This window comes from Nostoc paludosum FACHB-159, assembly GCF_014698835.1.
In the GTDB taxonomy this organism is placed as follows: Bacteria; Cyanobacteriota; Cyanobacteriia; order Cyanobacteriales; family Nostocaceae; genus Nostoc; species Nostoc paludosum.
In genome coordinates this window covers 92,266-112,020 of record NZ_JACJTU010000026.1, presented here as the reverse complement: position 1 = coordinate 112,020, position 19,755 = coordinate 92,266, and the positions used below count along the sequence as shown (strand labels likewise).

Below are 19,755 nucleotides of genomic sequence, written 5' to 3'. Positions count from 1 at the left end.
TTGCTGGTTAGTAAAATAAGTAAGTAATGTAGGTTTGAAAGATAAAATTAAATGAAAGATAAAATCAAATTTTTCTCCAAAGTTTATAGGGATTTAGCTATTTATAGTGGCGGTATATTTTTAATTTTTCCGGCACTAATCACTAGTTGTGCAAATTACTCTTTAGCCACAAAACAACAATCAACACCAGCGATTACTGAGAATTCTGCTTCTCATCCTCCACAGTGCCAAACCGAACAATTATCAGTACGTAAAGTATCTACAAATGCTGGTGCAGGAAATGTCGTAATTATTTATGCTTTTACTAATAAAAGCTCATCGCCCTGCAATCTCTATGGTTATCCTGAATTTGTCTTACTAGACTCCAACAATCAGCCTCTCAAGGGCGTGAAAGTTATTCGTTCTCAAAATACATACTCCTCTCAACAAAAATCTCCACATGTTACTCTTGGGCCAAATGCACAAGCCTCCTTCGATATTGCTTACAACCATATCCAAGACATTGGACAATCTTGCCCCACCTCCGTGAAGATTCAAATTACACCCCCAAACGCCGATCGCTACTTTACCCTTACAGAAAAAATAAACGCTTGTACAGGTAAAGTCAGAGTTAGGCCAATACAACCAGGGATTATCCAATAATAGCGATCGCTTGCCAATATCGTAGTCACATAGGTTAGGACATAATGACAAGCGTGAATGCTAAGAATAGCAATAGTTTTACCTTCTGCCTCCTGCCTCCTGCCTCCTGCCTGCCTCCTGCCTCCTGCCTCCTGCCTGCCTCCTGCCTCCTGCCTCCTGCCTCCTGCCTCCTGCCTCCTGCCTCCTACCTCCTGCCTCCTGCTATACATTCCAGATTTACCGCCATCACAAAGAGCAATTTTTATGCAAAATAACTCATCACACAAGCCAACTATTGAATACTGGCACGTTTGGACTGACCAAGACGGTGTAAGCCACCAATCACGCCAACAAATTGAGGACTTTATTCACCAAGGTATAGCACCCGGTACTTCTCCTCAGTGGTTGTCTAAATTGAAACAACCTGGTGCAACAACCACCTTTACTGTACTACCCGTTGGATGGGTGGGAGACTGGCATGAAAACCCTAAGCCTCAGTGGATCGTTCCTTTATCGGGACGCTGGTTTGTCGAGACTATGGACGGACAGCGTGTAGAGATGGGGACTGGCGAAATTTCATTTGGTGCAGACCAAGGCACAAAAAAAGATGCACAAGGCCACATTGGTCATCTATCTGGAACGGTAGGCGATGCGCCAGCTGTACTGATGATGGTGCAGTTTGAAGAAGCCCCAAGTATGGAATAGCCTGATATTGGAATTAAACTATCCTTGTTTCACCTGCTGAACTTTCCTATAGCGATCGCCACTGATTGAGCTTCTTAGAAGCCTCATCTAGTTAAAAAGTGTGGTATTGTTTGAATTTTCTCCACCTGACATAATTATCCGTGCTTTTGATAATTTTAGGACTTACGTAAAAAGCCGCTCCGCGTCTACGTTTTCCGTGACCTGTGCGTAAGTCCTGAATTTATATCCTTCTAGAAGACGATAAAAAACTATAGCGTGTTCATGCCTGCTTAGTGGAAAAGGATGTAAATCTTTATCAAATTTATTATCAGCCGATTTTATTTACAGCGTTTTTCATATATTTGAACCACATCTGTCGTAGGGGCGCAAAGCTTTGCGCCCCTACCTTGTACCTCACTAGAACAGGAAATGCTATAAACTAATTAAGTTTTGACCATAATAACTGTACAATTACTCTTGCGAGAAATATTCTCTGGAATATTTCCTTGAATCACCTGTTGCAGTAAACTCTCACGGCTAGCCCCTAAAACAATCACATCGCTATTATCTTGTTCGGCACACTCAAGTACAGCCTCACTCACAGAATCGGCCTGGACTGGAGTAGCCATTATCTTGCCTTTAACTCGGCGTTGCAGAAAGCGAACAGATTTATCCAGTAATGTTGTGTCAGGTATAGATTCATGAGATTGAAATACTTGACATAGATTAATTTCGGGTGAGGTACTTAGAGAAGCAAGGGCAGGTAATAATTTAATAGCTTGCCTAGAGTTAGGGCCGCCTGCCATTGGCAGCAACCAACGGTCAAAGGCTTTTTTACCATCCAATTTAGCCAAGACAACATCACAAGGAGCTTGGCGAATTACAGTATCTACCACTCGGCTGAAAACTCTACCAGGAGTTGATGTAGTGCCTTTCCAACCCATCAACACCAAGTCAATATGTCGTTCTTTGACAGTTTCCAAAATTGCCCCAGCAACATGATGAGCTACTCGAATCTGGGTGTGAACGGGAATTCGCCACTTTTCTCCTAACAGGATTGCCCTTTGCAGAAGACGATCGCTTTTAGTGGTGTCTACTGGTGTTTCAGAGGGGATACGGCTGGATGGAACGATAATCACTTGTAAGCATTCTATTTCATAATTGCGATCTTTAGCGATCGCCACTGCCATTTCTAGTAAAGTCTGGGCTGTGTGTGGGTGCGAAAGCGGTACTAGTAGCCTTCCTTTGCCTGTGGCTGCGGCACGAGTTTGGTAAACCACATAAGAAGGTGCTGATTTTGGTTCTAGCTGTTCGGTGTTGCCACTGAGTCGCTCTGCTTCTACACGGATAATATCACTACGGGTGATAATTCCTACTAGCTTGCGACCTTCTGTAACAGGCAAGCAGCTGAGGTGATAACGATTGAGTATATGCAAGACATGGGCCAGTGTAGCTGTGGGACTTACTGTTACTGGCTCTGGTGTCATAATTTCGCTAATGGCTGTGTCTCCACTTAACTGTTGGGAGGCAATATTAATTAAATCTTTTTGAGTGATAATACCAACAACTTTACCATTTTGCAAAATTGGGAAGTTGCGATGTTGAGACTGGGAAAATGCCTGCACTGCTTCATCAGTGCTCATTTGGCTAGATAGAGTTTCAACACGTCGCTGCATGACATCTGCGGCGCTTAATTCTGCTAAAAGCCCCTTTGTAGTAGGCTCTTTTTTAATGTGAATTCCTTTCCACTCTAGTAGAAGATCGTAGAGCGATCGCTGGTCAATTTTTTCCGCTACTAAATAGGCAACTACAGACACAATCATTAACGGTAGCACTAAATTGAAATCTGTAGTCATCTCAAACACAATAATTACTGCTGTAATTGGTACTTTACAGACGGCACTAAAAAACCCAGCCATACCCACACGGGCGTAGGTTGTGGCAGCACTCATTCCCAGCAAACTATGTTCGGCAGCACCGACTAAATAACCAAGGGCAGCCCCCAACGCCAAGGTTGGCACTAGTAAACCTCCTGGCGCTCCGGAGCCGTAAGTTAAAAGAATTAGAGTAAATTGGACTACAAGCGCGATCGCTGCAAATAACCAGTCAGCATCACCTATAAGTAAAAGCTCTCTGAGTCCGGCATTATTGCGAAAGGTTACGGGTAATAGAGCGATGGCAACACCAGTGACTAACCCAACAATTCCAATTCGCCAAGGTAAACTCAGGTGTAGGACGCGGCGATTAATTGCTAGACTCGCAAGAACACCTTTATTAAACACAATGCCCAATAACCCAGCCAGTACTCCCAAAATCAAGTAAAAAGGGATTTCCTGAGCGAAAAATGTAGTATCTGGAAGTGCTAAATTCAGATGATTGAGATCCAGGCTGTGACTGCCATAGAGCCGTGAGATGACTGAAGCGATGAAGGAAGCCAAAATAGCAGTGCCAAGCGTGATGCCGGAAACATCTTGCAATAGTTCTTCTACTACAAAGAGTACACCAGCGATCGGTGCATTAAAAGCCGCAGCTAACCCAGCCCCGGCTCCGGCGGCGATGAGTTGGCGACGATGCTCTGGGGAAGTTGGCACCCAATTACTCAGTTGATTTGCCAAAGCTGCCCCAATTTGCACGGTCGGCCCTTCCCGCCCTAAAGGCATTCCAGAACCCAGCACTAGAGTAGCACTCACCAGCTTGACCAAAGCAATCCGCAGATTTAGCGGCATCGGCACGCGAGCCAATACTGCTTTGACTTCAGACATCCCACTACCTGATGCTTCAGGTGCAAAGCGTTCTACTAACCAACCAGCTAAGATTCCTCCGCCTAGTCCAATGCCTGGTAGCACCAAGTAGGCAGGCCAAAGGTAAGAAACATGGACTCGCCAAGCGCCTGCCCAGTCAACTGCCTGTCCTAACAGAACTGCCGCTAGTCCAGAAACTAGACCAATCAGGCAAGCTTCAACGAAAGCCAAGCGCCTGGGTTGAAGTAACTGACGCCAAAGCCTCAACCAGAAAATTTTACCCTTGACTAACATATTTTTAGCGATCGCTTGTCATAAATGTCTGAAATGTTTTCACGTTCACCCCATCTACAAGCTTTGCGCTAAAAAATGAAATCAGAATGAAATTTTTCTCTGTCAAAAGATTGATACAGCAGTTTTCTTTTGCATGAAGTACAAAGTCACTGGTTTTGAGGCAAGAGGCAGAAGGCAGTGTTTCGACTACGCGGTAATCGAGCGAAGTCGAGATTCAACAACCGTGTTTCGACTACGCGGTAATCGAGCGAAGTCGAGATTCAACAACCAGGCAGGACGGAGAAGAATAATTTGATTTGTGAATTCTTGGTTCTGTACCTCATTTAGTTGCAAACTGCTGTATATGCATTAGTAGTAAATGAGTTGTAGTATTTTCTAATACTTAGATGGCATGGTCTGGCTTTATAAAATTTGAAGCAAACAAATCCAGAGTATCAAAGTTGGCTGTAAGCTAATCAGCATTTAAGCTGCACTATTGAAATTATGAATAAATGGCTTAAACTCTCTCCTCTGCTCCTCTGCTCCCCTGCGGTCTAAACTGCAAATTAGGTGCTTAACAGCTTATTGAGGTTGTAACCTAATCGTCATTGATTTTTCCAGACTGATTCGCTTGTAATAAGCGGCGTTTTATGCAACTTACAGCAGTTTTCATCTATTTGAACGACATCTGTAGTAGGGGCGCAAGGCCTTGCGCCCCTACAGCTAAACTTTTTCACGGATGATTTAGCATTATTATAGTAATATTTATAACGATAATTAGGAATTTTTGACAAAAGAAATTGTTTAAAATTTTTAACAAATTGTTACTGTTTAGATTATTACTTTCGGCGTCCTGTTATTTGATTTTTGGAGAAAGCCATGTCCTAGCTGAAATTCAAGCTGATGGGACATTGGGTAGTGAATCATCAATCTTAATCCAAGGCGTTGAAGTGAAAGGGGCAATAGGAAATCGCATTGATGGTGGTGCAGTTCGAGGAGCAAATCTATTTCACAGTTTTAGCGAATTTAGCATTGGCGATGGGCAACGGGTTTACTTTTCCAACCCCACAGGAATAGAGAATATCCTCACACGAGTTACAGGTAATAACCCCTCGAATATTTTGGGTACATTGGGGGTTTTGGGCAATGCCAATCTGTTTTTCATTAACCCTAACGGCATATTATTTGGTAGGAATGCAAGGTTAGATATTGGGGGTTCTTTTGTAGCAAGTACAGCAAATGCTATTCAATTTGGTAATCAGGGTTTTTGGAGCGTTTCAACCCCGGAAATTACCCCTTTGCTAACTGTAAATCCTTCAGCATTATTCTTCAATCAAATTCCCAGGGGAACTATCGAAACCAGAGCGATCGCACCTACTGGTTTAGATGCCTCACAAGAGCAAACATTTGGTTTGCGGGTTAGCGATAATCGCAGTTTACTACTTTTGGGCAGTGACATCAACCTGAATGGAGGGAGCTTGAATGCCTTGGGGGGTAGGATTGATTTGGGTGGATTGGCAGCACCAGGAAGTGTGGAGTTGAAGTTTGCAGGTAACAATTTGAGTATGAGCTTTCCTGATGGTGTACCAAGAGCAGATGTTTCACTTAGCAATAATGCCAAGCTCAATGTTACAGCCGAAAATGCTGGTAGTATCGCAATTACCGCTCGAAATATCGACATTGCAGGAGAAAGTATCATTCAAGCCGGAATCGGTTTTGGCTTAGGAAATTTTGGCAATCAAGCTGGAGAGATTACGCTCAATGCCACTGATTTAATTACATTAAGGCAGTCGAGTACAATTCAAAACACAGTTGAACAAAATGCTATAGGTAATAGTGGTGATATTAAGGTCACCACAGGCTCATTTTCTATAAGTGATGGCTCTCAAGTAATTGTTAGTACTTTGGGACAGGGAAATGCAGGTAATGTCACAATTCAAGCTCGTGACACGGTTACGATTGATGGACTAAATAGTGAATATTACTCTACCAAAATAGTTAGCAATATAGCTCGAAAAGGTGTAGGTGAGGCAGGAAATATTAACATTGAAACGGCATCGCTCTCAATGAGGAATACTGCTTTATTAGATTCCGGGACTGCTGGTCAAGGAAATGCAGGTAATATTACTATTCAAGCTCGTAAAGCAGTTTTATTAGATGGAAGTGACATAGCAAGCGAGGTATCAAGCCGTGCAATATTCGGTAAAGGAGGAAATATTGAAATTGAGGCAGATTCGCTTTCAGTTATCAATGGCTCTCAACTGAGTACTAGCAGCTATGGAAACGGCGATGCAGGCAATGTCACGATTCAAACTTACGGGTTAAATGGCGTTGCTTTTGATGGCGTTAGTAGTGAAGATGGATTTCCGAGTGGAGCATTCAGCACAGTGTCTGACAATGCAGTAGGCAAGGGAGGAAATATCCAAATCGCCGCAGAGTCGCTGTTTGTGAGTAATGGCGCTCAACTACAGGTGGCGACAATTGGAAAAGGAGATGCAGGTAATATCACAATTAAAGCTCGCTCGCGCGTTTCTTTTAACGGTACTGCTAGTTATGGATTACCCAGTGGAGCTTTCAGTTCTGTGGAACCGGATGCAATAGGTAAGGGAGGAAATATTCAGATTACTACAGGATCGCTCTCGGTTAGCAATGGTGCTGGGTTAAACTCCCAAACTCGTGGTAGAGGAGATGCGGGGAGTATTTCGATTCAAGCTGAGGATCGGGTTTTATTTGATGGAGTCAGTTTATTAGACTTCAGCAGTGGAGCATTTAGTACGGTAGCTTTGGGTGCCCAAGGTAAGGGGGGAGATATTGAGATTATTGCCAACTCGCTCTCAATTAGTAACCGTGCGCGTTTAAATGCTCAAACCGACAGCATAGGTCAAGCAGGCAATATTCTAGTGACAGCAAATACTTTTGATGCTGCTAGTGGTGGAAAACTTCTCACATCAACAAGCAGTAGTAGCAATGCTGGAGATATTACTTTGAGAATACGCGATCGCCTCACTTTAACAGGCGATGGTACTGGAATGTTTGCCAATACAACTGCCAATGCTACTGGCAATAGTGGTAACATTTTCATCGACCCCAAAATGATGATGATTCGCGATGGGGCTAAAATTGCTGTTGATAATCAAGGTACTGGTATCGGCGGTACTATTAATATCCAAGCCGGAAAATTAACTCTCGATAACCAAGCTGCGATTTCTGCGGAAACAGCGAGTAATACTGGCGGTGATATTCAACTCAAACTAACAGAACAGTTGCTATTAAGGCGTAACAGCACCATCTCCACAACTGCGGGAACTACTCAAGCAGGCGGTAATGGAGGTAACATTGCCATCAACTCTCCATTTATTGTTGCTGCGGCTTCAGAAAATAACGATATTACCGCTAATGCTTTTAGTGGCAATGGTGGCAGAGTTGATATTACTGCTCAAAGAATCTTTGGACTAATACCCCGTAGTCGCACGGATTTAGAGAGACTATTGGCGACTAATGACCCGGAAAAATTAAATCCGCGATCGCTCCCTACAAGTGACATTACTGCCATTTCCCAAGCCAATCCCTCATTCAGCGAACAGGTAGTTATTAACACAGCAGATGTAGACCCCAGTAACGGACTTGTGAATTTGCCGACAAATATAGTAGATGCTTCCCAACTCATCGCCCAAAGTTGTAGAAGTGGTGGAGAAACAACAGCCAATCAACAAAGTGAGTTTATAGTCACTGGACGGGGTGGTTTGCCGCCTAACCCCATTGAGCCACTTAGCAGTGATGCCATTTGGCAAGATTTACAAGCCCATGCTTTGGTTAATGAAAAGGTAAGTGGCTCTCAAGAAAAGATAAATTTAATTTCAGAAACACCGAGTGCGATCGCTGAAGCTCAAGGATGGGTAACTAACCCTGATGGTACTATTACCCTTGTAGCTCAAGCTCCTACTACTACCCCTCACAATTCCTCACTCACACCTGTTAGCTGTCCGGTTGCCCAAAATTAATGTTGGATTCTCACATGGCAAAAAAACAGCCGAGATTTTGGCGTCAAGCTCTAGCTTTTGTGCTTTGTGTGCTGTTAGGGCTGAGTCTAACTCTGATATTTGAATTGAAGTCATTAGGACTGACGCGGGGATACGGAGACGCGGGGACGCGGAGAGTTTTTTTTAATAAACAATTAGACGGACTTGATAAAATTGCAGAGAAATCAACAGAATACTTATCGAATTCAACTTTAATTCAACAAGGTAGAGAACTGTACCAAGGACAACGATATGCTGAAGCGATAAATATTTGGGACTTAGCACTCAAAGCAGAAAATAATCCATCATCTCAAGCTATGGTGCTAAATTATCTCTCCTTGGCTTACCAGCAGTTGGGAGACTGGCAGCAAGCAAGTGAGACAATTAACTCTAGCTTAAATTTAATCCAAAACTTTCAACAGACAACACCACAAACAAAACTCATCTTTGCCCAAGCACTCAACACTCAAGGAAGTTTGCAATTAGCTCAAGGTAAGACAGAAGAAGCTCTTAATACTTGGCAACAAGCAACTAACATCTATACCGCAACGGGTTATACACAAGGCAGAATCGGCAGTTTAATTAATCAAGCTCAAGCCCAACAAGCTCTGGGGCTTTATCTCCAAGCTCGTAAAACCTTAGCACAAGTAGAACAAACATTAGAAAATCAACCAGACCAACAGTTAAAAACTACAGGATTGCGTAGCTTAGGCAATGTTCTCAAATCTGTGGGCGCTTTCGCTGATTCTCGCAGAGTTCTGCAACAAAGTTTGCAGTTGTCACAAAACGTAAGTAAATCACAACCAGAATTGAGTGCTACTTTACTCAGCCTGGGTAACACAGCTTATGCCCAAGGCGATACAGATGCAGCCTTGGCATACTACGAACAGGCTGCAAATATTGTCTCTGCAAACAGCATGACGCAGATTCAAGCTCAAATCAATCAACTTCAATTATTAATAGCAACTGGACAAACCAAAAAAGCCGAGAATCTCTCGCTAGAATTGCAACCAAAGTTTAGTAATTTATCTCCCAGTCGCTCAACAATTTACTCTCGCATCAACCTTGCTAAAAGTTTGGTGAAACTGGGAACGAAAGAATATACTACATCTGCTAAACTACTGGCGATCGCAATTCAAGAAGCTGAAAATTTAAGCGATCGCCAAGCACAGTCTTATGCTTTAGGTTATCTAGGCGGACTCTACGAACAAACCGAGCAGTGGCCAATTGCTGAAGATTTCACCTACAAGGCTTTGCAAATAGCTCAAGCCATTAACGCTCCACATATTGCCTATCAGTGGCAATGGCAATTAGGACGAATTTTAAAAGCCCAAGGTGAAATCAAGCAAGCAACATCAGCTTATGAAGTCGCTTTTACAACATTAAAGTCTCTGCGTAGCGATTTGGTGGCGATTAACAGTGACATTCAATTTTCCTTCCGTGAAGCTGTAGAGCCTGTATATCGTGAATACGTACAATTACTGTTAAACCCAGAACCTAGTCAGGAACAGCTAAAACAAGCCCGTCAAGTAATTGAATCGCTACAGTTAGCAGAACTTGACAACTTCTTTCGTTCAGCTTGTCTCCAAGGACAGATAGTACCCATTGAGCAAATTCAACAGTCGGCAGCAGCAGTAGTTTATCCCATCATTTTGTCAGACCGACTAGAAGTAATTCTGAGTTTACCTCAGCAGGGACTACGCCACTATGCCACGAAAATAAGTCAAAGCGAAGTAGAAGAAGTCATAGAACAACTGAGAGAAAATTTAGAAAAACCCTTTACAACTCCAGAGGGAAAATTATTATCTGCAAAAGTTTACGACTGGTTAATTCGCCCCGTGGAAGCAGAACTGGCCAAAAGTCAGGTAAAAACCTTAGTTTTCGTTTTAGATGGAGCTTTGCGGAATGTACCAATAGCTGCTTTATATGATGGTAATAATTATTTAGTAGAAAAATACAGCATTGCCCTAACCCCTGGGTTAGAGCTATTAGGGCCGCGTCCTTTGCGCCAAAGCAAGCTAAAAACTTTGGTTGCTGGACTTACAGAAGCACGACATGGTTTTAGTTCCTTACCCAATGTCAGCGAAGAATTAAAAACAATTGAGTCGGAAGTTCCTAGCGAAGTTCTCCTGAATCAGACATTCACTAGTTCTGCATTACGAAAACAGATTGACTCAGTGCCTTTTTCTGTTGTGCATTTAGCAACTCACGGTCAATTTAGTTCCAATGCTGATGAAACTTTTGTGTTGGCTTGGGATAAACCAATTAAACTCAACGAATTAAAAGACTTACTTCGCAGCAGAGAGCAAACAACACCTGAGCCAATTGAATTACTCGTTCTCAGTGCTTGCGAAACTGCTGAAGGAGACAAACGCGCCGCTTTAGGACTGGCTGGCGTAGCAATTCAAGCAGGCGCACGCAGTACTTTAGCTTCCCTTTGGAGTTTAGATGATGAATCGGGGGCGCGTCTAGTTGGTCAATTTTATAAAGAGCTAGCGACTAAGCAAGTGACAAAGGCAGAAGCACTGCGCCAAGCCCAACTGTCTCTGTTAAAAGACCCAGATTACAGGCATCCCATACATTGGGCAGCTTACGTGTTACTGGGAAATTGGCTGTAGTAAAAGACGAAAATTTTTTTCTGCTTTATAGCAGAAGGCAGGAGGTAGAAGGCAGGAGGCAGAAGGCAGGAGGTAGGAGGCAGGAGGCAGGAGGCAGAAGGTAAAACTATTGCTATTCTTAGCATTCACGCTTGTCATTATGTCCTAACCTATGTGACTACGGCTATATTTTTCCAAACTGCTACATAAAACCAAAAACTCAACCTGTAATACTAATTCCAGAAAAAAATGAAACAGATGCGTAGGTTGGGTTGAACGAAGTGAAACCCAACACATACAAGACTTTGAGGTGTTGGGTTTCGTTCCTCAACCCAATCTACATCTATATCATTGGCTTGTTAACCAAAGTGCTTGCCTTGTTAAACAAAGTCCTTGGCTTGTTAAACAAAGTCCTTGGCTTGTTAACTAAAGTGCTTGCCTTGTTAACTAAAGCGCTTGGCTTGTTAACTAAAGTGCTTGGCTTGTTAACTAACGATCGCACATATTGTCTCTTAGCTCAAAATTTCAGTATCGCCCCTATCGAGTCATCAAAAATCTTAAGTTGGAGATGCCTCAAAATCTCCAAGATTTGTTTTAAGAAGGCAGCAGGCAGTCCAGATGAAGCAATTTTGTAAGCCTTACATGAAAGTCTTTTGCCCATTCTCTACTTCCTACTCCCCACTCCCCACTTTCAAGCTAGAGGGCAGGAAACATACATAGATAGCTGCCCCCTGCCCCCTGCCTCCTGCCCTCTGCCTTTCCTGATAAATGGGTTGCTAAAAAATTTTTTGGCTTTTTTATAATTTGAGTGCATAAACCTCAAAAGTGCAACGTGTAACTCAGCAAGAAGTTCAAAGGCTAACACCAAACTTCATTACACACATAAAACGAGGTTTAAAGTAATATGGAAAGTTATACTGGGGACAACAATAATAACACCTTCCTGGGACTTAATAGTGAATCTTGGATACTCAACGGACTAGGCGGTGATGACTACCTAGCTGGTGCAGATCAAAATGACACCATTAATGGTGGAACTGGAAACGACAATTTGCTTGGTGCTGCTGGGAACGACATAATTTATGGCGATGATGGAAATGACAACTTGTATGGCGGTGCTGGAAATGACAACTTGTATGGCGGTGCCGGAAATAACAACCTGTATGGTAATGACGGCGATGACACGTTAAATAATATATTTGGTTCAGTAGATGGTGGTGCAGGTGTTGACACTCTAGTAGCCAACTACAGTCAGTTGAATAATGGTGCTGGTATAGATATAGGATATTTGGGGCAAAATGTTATCTTCAGTCGCCTCACTGGTACTGGCGTCCTTGGTTATAGCAATATTGAAAAATTGAACGTCACAGGCACACAATACGCAGACATCCTGCGTGGTGGTGCTGACAGCGATAGCCTGTTTGGTGGCGCTGCTAACGATCAAATTGAAGGTCGTGCTGGCTTTGATTATCTTTATGGTGAAGCTGGTGATGATACTGTAATTGATACAGATGGTTCAGTAGATGGTGGTGCAGGTGTTGACACACTAGTAGCCAACTACAGTCAGTTGAATAATGGTGCTGGTATAGATATAGGATATTTGGGGCAAAATGTTATCTTCAGTCGCCTCACTGGTACTGGCGTCCTTGGTTATAGCAATATTGAAAAATTGAACGTCACAGGCACACAATACGCAGACATCCTGCGTGGTGGTGCTGACAGCGATAGCCTGTTTGGTGGCGCTGCTAACGATCAATTTGAAGGTCGTGCTGGTTATGATTATCTTTATGGTGAGGCTGGAGATGATACTTTTATTGATTCAAATGGTTCTGTAGATGGTGGTGCAGGAATTGACACGCTAATAGCCGACTACACTGATTTGAATAATGGTGCTGGTGTAGACGTGAGAGCAAATGGCATCTTCAGCCTCGTGAATAATAATGCACTACTGAGTTACACTGGTATTGAAAAAGTTGACATCACAGGCACACAATATGCAGATATCCTGCGTGGTGGTGCTGGTAATGATTCCCTCAAAGGCGGTGCTGGTAATGATACCCTCAATGGCGATGCTGGCGATGATTTCCTCAAAGGCGGTATCGGCAATGATTTCATCAACGGTGGTAGTGGCTATGATATTGTTAACTATGAAGGAAATTATACAGACTATACAATTTCTTTCCTGAACAATGGCAATTTACAGGTGATTGATAATGTCACTGCCAATGGTAACGAAGGTATCGACATCCTCACTGGTGTAGAATTCATTACTGCACAAGGTGGAAATTTTGCAGTCCTCACAGGTGGTGCAGGCAATGATGTGCTAACAGCATCAAACTACTGGACTTTCCTGTTCGGTGGTGACGGAGCGGATAACCTAACTGGTGGAACTGGCTATGATAACCTCGTCGGCGGCAATGGTAATGATAGTTTAGTAGGCGGTGCTGGCAATGATACTTTAATAGGCGGTGCTGGCAATGATATTGTCACTGGTGGTGCTGGTGCAGATAAATTTGTGTTTAACTCTAAGCTAGAAGGTCTGGATATTATCAAAGACTTCAGTAGGGTTGAAGGTGACAAGATTCAGATTTCTAAAATTGGTTTTGGTGCCGCTGACTTCAGCAGTTTCAGCTACAACGATGCTACTGGTGCTTTGTTTTTCCAAGGAACTCAATTTGCCACCATTGAGAATAAACCTGCTGGTTTTGCAATTAGTACAGATGTGCAGCTTGTTTAAAATTCTGTCAAGATTAGTTTGACAATTTCATTATCTTCAAAACCAGTCCTTACTCCGGCGAAGGGCTGGTTTTTATCTGCATAAAAAGTGCTGTGGTTGGAAAGCGATCGCTAATTTAGAATATAATAAAAAAGCCTATCATAACAAAAAAGTTGAAGGTTTATTCAACGGTCAAAAAATCCGCTATAAATTAATCTGGGATAGAGTGCGAGTAGTGTTTGAGCCTGGTTGGACATTACAACAAGCGATCGCTAATTTTGTAATATCATGTTCTGATAAATGGTTATAATTAGAACTGACGCTCTTACGCAGAGAATTTAGAATTATAAGTAATTAAACGAAGTTGATATTATTTAAATTTCAGCTTTTTGCATTTTTGCCAAATTCGATCGCATCTGTACCAACCTGAGATAAATCAACTTGTTTGAGTAGCTCGCTCCAAGCTGATACAATTTTTGGATCTTTTTGTTTAGTGTTTTGTAAATTTTCTCCTAAACTGGTTAAAGCATCATACCAAACACCATGTTGTGCAAAAAAACTAGCTTTTTCTAATGGTGTTTTAGCTGCTGCAAGTTGTTGTTGCCATGATGGATTGATAGCGACTTGTGTCATTGAACCTTGGACGTAAACAGCAGATGATGGCTTGTCAGGATCGCAATAAATCGAAAAAGTCCAACGATAGGATTTACCAGCTACCAAAGGTTTTGTAGGTTGTACGGGTAGGCGAAAAATTCCCGATCGCGTTTGTGGTGGATTAAATTTTGTATGATAAACGTAATTATCTGTTTCGTCTTGAATTACAAACTCAACAGGGACTTTGGGACTTAATCCATCGGGTACAAAAAACCAAAATGTTGGGGTTTGAGATACTGATTGTCCCCATACTAAATCTTTATTTCCTGTCTTAGTTATGGGTACTAAAGCTGTCAGCTTTTCATACTGCTTACAGGAACCACGGCTACCTCCACCCCTACGCCTTCCTGTGGGTTCTCCTGGCTTTTCCTGTGCTGTTGGTGCAACATAGGTGATTTTGCTTGTAGGTGTTAAGGTTTGAGCCTGTACATGCAAATTTCCAGATGGGTTAAAAACACTCAAGGTAAGGGCAGATATCAGCGTGGTAGTATGAAACCAAAGTACCTTTTTCATAGTAGAAATTATTTAGCGATCGCCAGAAAGAATCAGAATTTAGAATTTTTATAGCTAGTTTATTACTACACTTGCGATCGCTATAATTTCTGGAATTTTTTGCTAATAAAGATAAATATAGTACTACTAAGTAGCAAAGAGATCATCGGTGGTACTAAAGGTATCCAGCCGCCTTGAGTCAACAAGATTAAGCAAAGTCCAAAGAGAATAACTGATGCTGTGCTGACAGCAATACTCATGTAAGCTATTTTGCGAAGATACCAAGCCAGCAAACCACCTGTCAAAGACCATGCCCCAATCCAGCAAATATCAGCCCATTGGCTCCAAACCCATAACAAGGGTCTTTGGTCTAAAGCAGCACTGAGTATTTCGCTGACCATCTGTGCCTGAATAATTACGCCTGGGATAATTTCTGAAGGATTTTTCCCATCTGGTGTATACCAGTAATCGCTACTGCTGTTACTGGTGACGCCAATCAGAATAATCCGGTTTTTCAAGGCATTTGGGTTAATTTGTCCGTTCAAAACTTGGCTGAGGGTAACTTGAGGTGCGATCGCTTGCACGGAGGGCGAAAAACGGTAATTTAATAAAATCTGACTACCTTGGTCATCTATGGACTGATAACCGCCAGTTCGATTTTGTAAGGATGGGAAAGTTTTATTTCCTAGTTGCAAATCCCAATTTTTGCTAAATTTGGCTGTAATTCCCTGTTTTTTCAAATAAAGAAATGCCAGTTGCACGCTAAAGGCAGAAGCCGCAGTACAACTTGAGGAAATCGGGTTGGGAGTCATCGCCAACAAATGACGCCGGAGTACACCATCATCGTCTTCAACAAAATCGCTAAAACCCAGTCGTGTTTCTGGTATTTCTGGCGGGGGTGAAATACCTGTCGGGTCGTATTTGGGGTCAGCACGTTTACAAATTGCAATCAAGCGATCGCTTTTTTGCATCCGCTTGGCTAGTTCTGGTTGATTGGTACTTACTGGAAAATCTCGGTATATATCTAGACCGATAGCCACTGGTTGATATTGTTCCAGTTTCGCTAATAGGAGATTAAGATACTTATCAGATAAGGAACCTTGGCGCGGTTCCTGTCCCTGCGCTTGAATATCTTGGTCGGTAATAGTTATTACTAACAGCCGCGAGTCTGGCTGTTCTTTAGGTCGCAGTCGCATTAACTGGTCGAAGGCTTCTAATTCTAGCGGTTGCAGTCCACCGAATAACCGTATTAATACGATAATCAAAGTAACACTAAAGCTATTTAAAAAAACTGCTGGTAATTGCCTAAAATTCGGACGCGGCAGATATAAACCTAACCTGCGACCGCAGAGATCCTGCCAAGTGGGGGAAATTTCTGCTGGGTTTTGGCAAATTACAGGTAACCAAGTGGCGCAGGGAAAATCATCTTCTAGAGATTGTAATCTTTCTCTGGCCTCTCTGACGGCTGCATATAAAGTTTTCCCCCGTGAAAAAAGTGTCAAAAAGTGCTTCAAAAATTCCTGCGCTACCCTATCTGGTACGGGTTCGCGCATGACAATTACCTGGGGTAAATGCAAATCGGCTAAATCTTGGGCTAATCCCAAACCATCACAAGAGTTAAAAATTGCCAGCTGCAACCCTTGAGCGATCGCCTTTTGTAAACCATACTTTAATTGGTCAATGGTTAAACTTTCGCCAGAATTAAGCAGCATTCGCCCTTTGCCTTGGCTGGAACTATGCCCCGCAAAAAAAAGAATGTCCCAGCCTGACTCCCATAATTGTTCTGTGAGTTGGGAACGGTTGGGTTCGACTAAAAACTTGAGTTCGGCATTCGGTAATTGTCGCAGTAAATTTTGGTCTTTTTCGAGATCGATGCCCTGGCGATCGCCTAAAATTGCTAATATTCTGACTTTACCTTTACTCTTTTGAGAATTTGTTTTTATCGAACGAGTATATTCTGGCGGACTCAGCGCAATCTCAGCTTGTGGATAATCGCTAAAAAAATGCCACAAACACCAAGGAAGCTTTAAAACCTGTTCAGATTCCGCAGTAATTATGCAACGAATTTCTTCTTTTGGTGAGAGTTGAGTACGTAGTTTCCGGTCAATATTGAGAAACAGCGAACTATTGAGCCAGGTATTTAAACTGTCTTGTAATTCTTGGCAGAGGTTATCAAACTCCGCTTGGGAAATATGGGTAACATCTTCCTCATCAATTTCAAAGTCTGCAATGCTGCCACTGCGCCAACCGAAACTAGCATACAAAGCTGTATACATTTGTTGCCAACGTTGATAAAGATGCTCCAATTGTGGTGCAGCAGGCAATCCACCTGTAAATTGCATGGGAGTAGGAGTATCGGTTTGCCAAAGTTGAGCAATAACCGTGGGAAAGCCTTGGTGTAAGTTTCCTTTTCCTAAGTTGAGGACGATGAGTTTGCTCATGGGTGGGGACTGGGGACTGGGGACTGGGGACTGGGGACTGGGGAGACAAGGGGACAAGGTGACTTGAGTGAGAACTTGCAACAAGTCTTTCCCCTTCCAATTCTCCTTGTCCTCTTCCCAATGCCCCATGCCCAATGCCCAATGCCCAATTATTAACTTTCAAACTCTTCGATAAAATTGAAATCATCTAAAACAATCTGAAGGCTAAATCGTGTGTTTTGGGGACATTTAAATCGTTTGAGTTGAATTGAATTATCTGTTTCCCTGGCTTGCACTGATTGGACAATTTCTCCAGCAGCAGAAATCAATGCCAAACTAATATTTCTCGGTAAATAGAAATTGCGTTCTTGAGGATACAGTTGAGCGCGGATTCCTACTCTACCATCTATTTCTGCTGTCAAAGTCAACATTAATACTACAGCTTGATTGTTATTTGGTAACTCAATTTCCTTAACTCGTTGGATTGTTTGCTCAGCCGCATCGTTAACCTGACGAAAACTAAAGGCGAAATCTGGCTGCGTACCCAGGAAGGTTTCTATTGTTTGCCAGCTATCTGCAACTATATTTTGGAACCACTGACGCAAGTTAACAAGTGCTGGTTTGTGTGTGAATCTTTGCGGCCAGTCTTCCCTATTTAACAAGGCTCCCCAAATTTCAAAAGGCAATTCCAAGCGAGGATTAGTAATTGTTGGACTTGTTAATCTTTGCCAGAGATTTTCTAGTTGAGTGGCTGATAAAACAGCCAAAGGAGCCAGTGCTGTTTGTGTTTGTTCTTCGGGATATAGTTGACGTACTACCCAAAACACATTTAAATCCTCAATCATTTGAGTAGCATCTAATGAGTAAGTCCGTTCTTGGTAATCGTAGCTACCTTGATTTTTTAATTGTTCGTGGGTAGTATAACCCCAAATTCTCATCCACTCACCATCGGGATTAACTTGTACAGCTAAATAATAATCTCCTGCCCATTGAGGAATATCTATCCATTCTTGGGGTACAGAAAATTCTCTAGTTTCTAAGCTTTTATCTGGAATTAAAATTAAGCGTTTTGTATCGATATTTATAGCAGTGCCGTTGACCAATTCCCAACTGATTGGCAATGTATCAATAGTAGCTTCTGGTACGTATTCTGCTTGTAACCAAGGCAAAAAAGTACTGAGGCATACTTGATTGAGAAAAACATTCCAACGGCTACGGGGACTAACACTAGACTGGCTTTGCTGCCAAGATTGATTTTGAACTTCGGGAGATACCTCTAACCACAGTTGAGTCGGAGGAACACAAAATGATGACATAGCTATTGCTCCTTTGAGGGCTGAGGTTCTAAATTACCGAAATAATTTTGTAACCATTCCTCTAATACTGCACTAATATGTTTAACCACGTTGGAAGTCGGAGAAATATGCATTGTTTCTTGACTCCATTTGGCGATCGCTAGTAATAAAGATTCTCTCGTTTTCGTCAATTGCCGCGATACTTGATATTGCTGGATTTGCTGTTCTTTAGCAATTTGTTGTTGAGTAAGTCCTTTTTGATAGTATAATTGCAGCAATTGTTGTGATTGGGTAGGCAGTTTTCCCAACGTAGTAATTAATAAATTCTGGATTTCTTGTTGTTGATTTTTTTGATTTTCTGCTTCTTCTTTGGCGATTAAATCTGCTAATAAAGATTCATTTTGAGTAGTGTCTGGTAAATCATCTTGTAATTCACTATCTGCTTGACCTGTTTTCGGTGCGTTGAGTGAAGAAACCACAGGATATAAATAAGAACGGGCGTATTTTGCAGATAACAGCAGCCATTTTTCAAGAGTTTGGGCGTTGGATTCCGTGCCTGGTGGGTTAAGTTGCGTTAAGCGATCGCGGTTGTAGAGTTGAACAATGGCTTCCCAAGTATCTTGGTCTGGTCTTTGCAACTTCCGCACTCCTGGCGATTTGCTCAGAATGTAACCATCTACAAAACATTTCCAAGCTAACAAGTAACAGCCAATAGTTTCATCTGTTAGCCCAGCATTTTGTAAAGATTCCTGTAGTCGCTTGCGGCTCAATTTTAGTAGCAATGCCCAATCGTTACAAAAATCTATTTCTTGTTTTTGCCGCAAAGCATCACGAATTACATTGCCAAAAGCCACATTGCTGTAGCTTTTGAGGGTGGCTTTTTGGTCGGGATCGCAAGCTTTGAGAATTTTTGGTAGTTCTGCGATCGCTATTTGAAAACAGTCAGACAATGTACACTGGACGCTAGCAATTTGAGGAATCGTCCTTTGTGCTGACCAATAACAAGTTTCTTGCAAATAAGCTGATAGATGTGCTTCAGCTAAAGAATTGGGCTGATTTTGCCAGTTTTTATGCCAGTAAATTGCCCAAAAATTTTCTGAGCCTTTGTTTTCTGATATCTGTACCAAGCAATTTTGGATACTGCGCCGTAGTTTGGCATCATATATCCAACAGTTGAAGCGATCCGCTTCAAATTGGATGAAAGTCGAAAATATTTCTGAAATGTTCTGGCGAGGACGCATAG

Annotated in this window: 10 protein-coding genes; 5 read left to right on the top strand and 5 right to left on the bottom strand. The window is 42.3% G+C overall.

All coding sequences use genetic code 11. The features are described from left to right. Window positions 1-51 precede the first annotated feature (51 nt). Window positions 52-642, top strand: coding sequence for a DUF4232 domain-containing protein (locus tag H6H03_RS24380; protein ID WP_190957638.1), 591 nt, complete (start codon window positions 52-54; stop codon window positions 640-642). A gap of 243 nt (window positions 643-885) precedes the next feature. Then, entirely contained in the window at window positions 886-1,326 is a 441-nt protein-coding gene (locus tag H6H03_RS24375) for a cupin domain-containing protein (protein ID WP_190957637.1), read from the top strand. A 422-nt stretch (window positions 1,327-1,748) separates the two neighbouring features. On the opposite strand, the gene H6H03_RS24370 is transcribed toward H6H03_RS24375, so the two are convergent. Beyond that, window positions 1,749-4,340: a chloride channel protein gene (locus tag H6H03_RS24370; RefSeq protein ID WP_190957636.1), complete on the bottom strand. Its 2,592-nt coding sequence runs from the start codon at window positions 4,338-4,340 to the stop codon at window positions 1,749-1,751. An 839-nt stretch (window positions 4,341-5,179) separates the two neighbouring features. Here H6H03_RS24370 and H6H03_RS24365 point away from each other — a divergent pair. The 3 genes from H6H03_RS24365 to H6H03_RS41445 all read left to right on the top strand — a co-directional run bounded on the left by H6H03_RS24365 (window position 5,180) and on the right by H6H03_RS41445 (window position 13,672). After that, window positions 5,180-8,320 (top strand): two-partner secretion domain-containing protein, encoded by a 3,141-nt coding sequence (locus H6H03_RS24365; RefSeq protein WP_190957635.1) that lies wholly within the window; start codon window positions 5,180-5,182, stop codon window positions 8,318-8,320. Window positions 8,321-8,334: 14 nt separating this feature from the next. Continuing rightward, entirely contained in the window at window positions 8,335-10,956 is a 2,622-nt protein-coding gene (locus H6H03_RS24360) for a CHAT domain-containing protein (RefSeq protein WP_190957634.1), read from the top strand. Window positions 10,957-11,839: 883 nt separating this feature from the next. Further along, window positions 11,840-13,672: a calcium-binding protein gene (locus H6H03_RS41445; RefSeq protein WP_190957633.1), complete on the top strand. Its 1,833-nt coding sequence runs from the start codon at window positions 11,840-11,842 to the stop codon at window positions 13,670-13,672. 360 nt (window positions 13,673-14,032) lie between these two features. Here the strand turns inward: H6H03_RS41445 and H6H03_RS24350 are convergent, their stop codons facing one another. From H6H03_RS24350 to H6H03_RS24335, 4 genes are all read right to left on the bottom strand, one after another. Continuing rightward, entirely contained in the window at window positions 14,033-14,818 is a 786-nt protein-coding gene (locus tag H6H03_RS24350) for a DUF928 domain-containing protein (protein WP_190957632.1), read from the bottom strand. 80 nt (window positions 14,819-14,898) lie between these two features. After that, the gene (locus H6H03_RS24345) at window positions 14,899-17,238 is read right to left on the bottom strand and encodes a CHASE2 domain-containing protein (protein WP_190957650.1); all 2,340 of its coding nucleotides are present in this window, start codon (window positions 17,236-17,238) and stop codon (window positions 14,899-14,901) included. Between the two features lie 152 nt (window positions 17,239-17,390). After that, on the bottom strand, window positions 17,391-18,533 hold the full coding sequence (locus H6H03_RS24340; RefSeq protein WP_190957631.1) for a DUF1822 family protein: 1,143 nt from the start codon (window positions 18,531-18,533) through the stop codon (window positions 17,391-17,393). Window positions 18,534-18,535: 2 nt separating this feature from the next. After that, complete coding sequence (locus H6H03_RS24335; protein ID WP_190957630.1) at window positions 18,536-19,753, bottom strand: sigma-70 family RNA polymerase sigma factor; 1,218 nt, start codon at window positions 19,751-19,753, stop codon at window positions 18,536-18,538. Window positions 19,754-19,755: the final 2 nt, after the last annotated feature.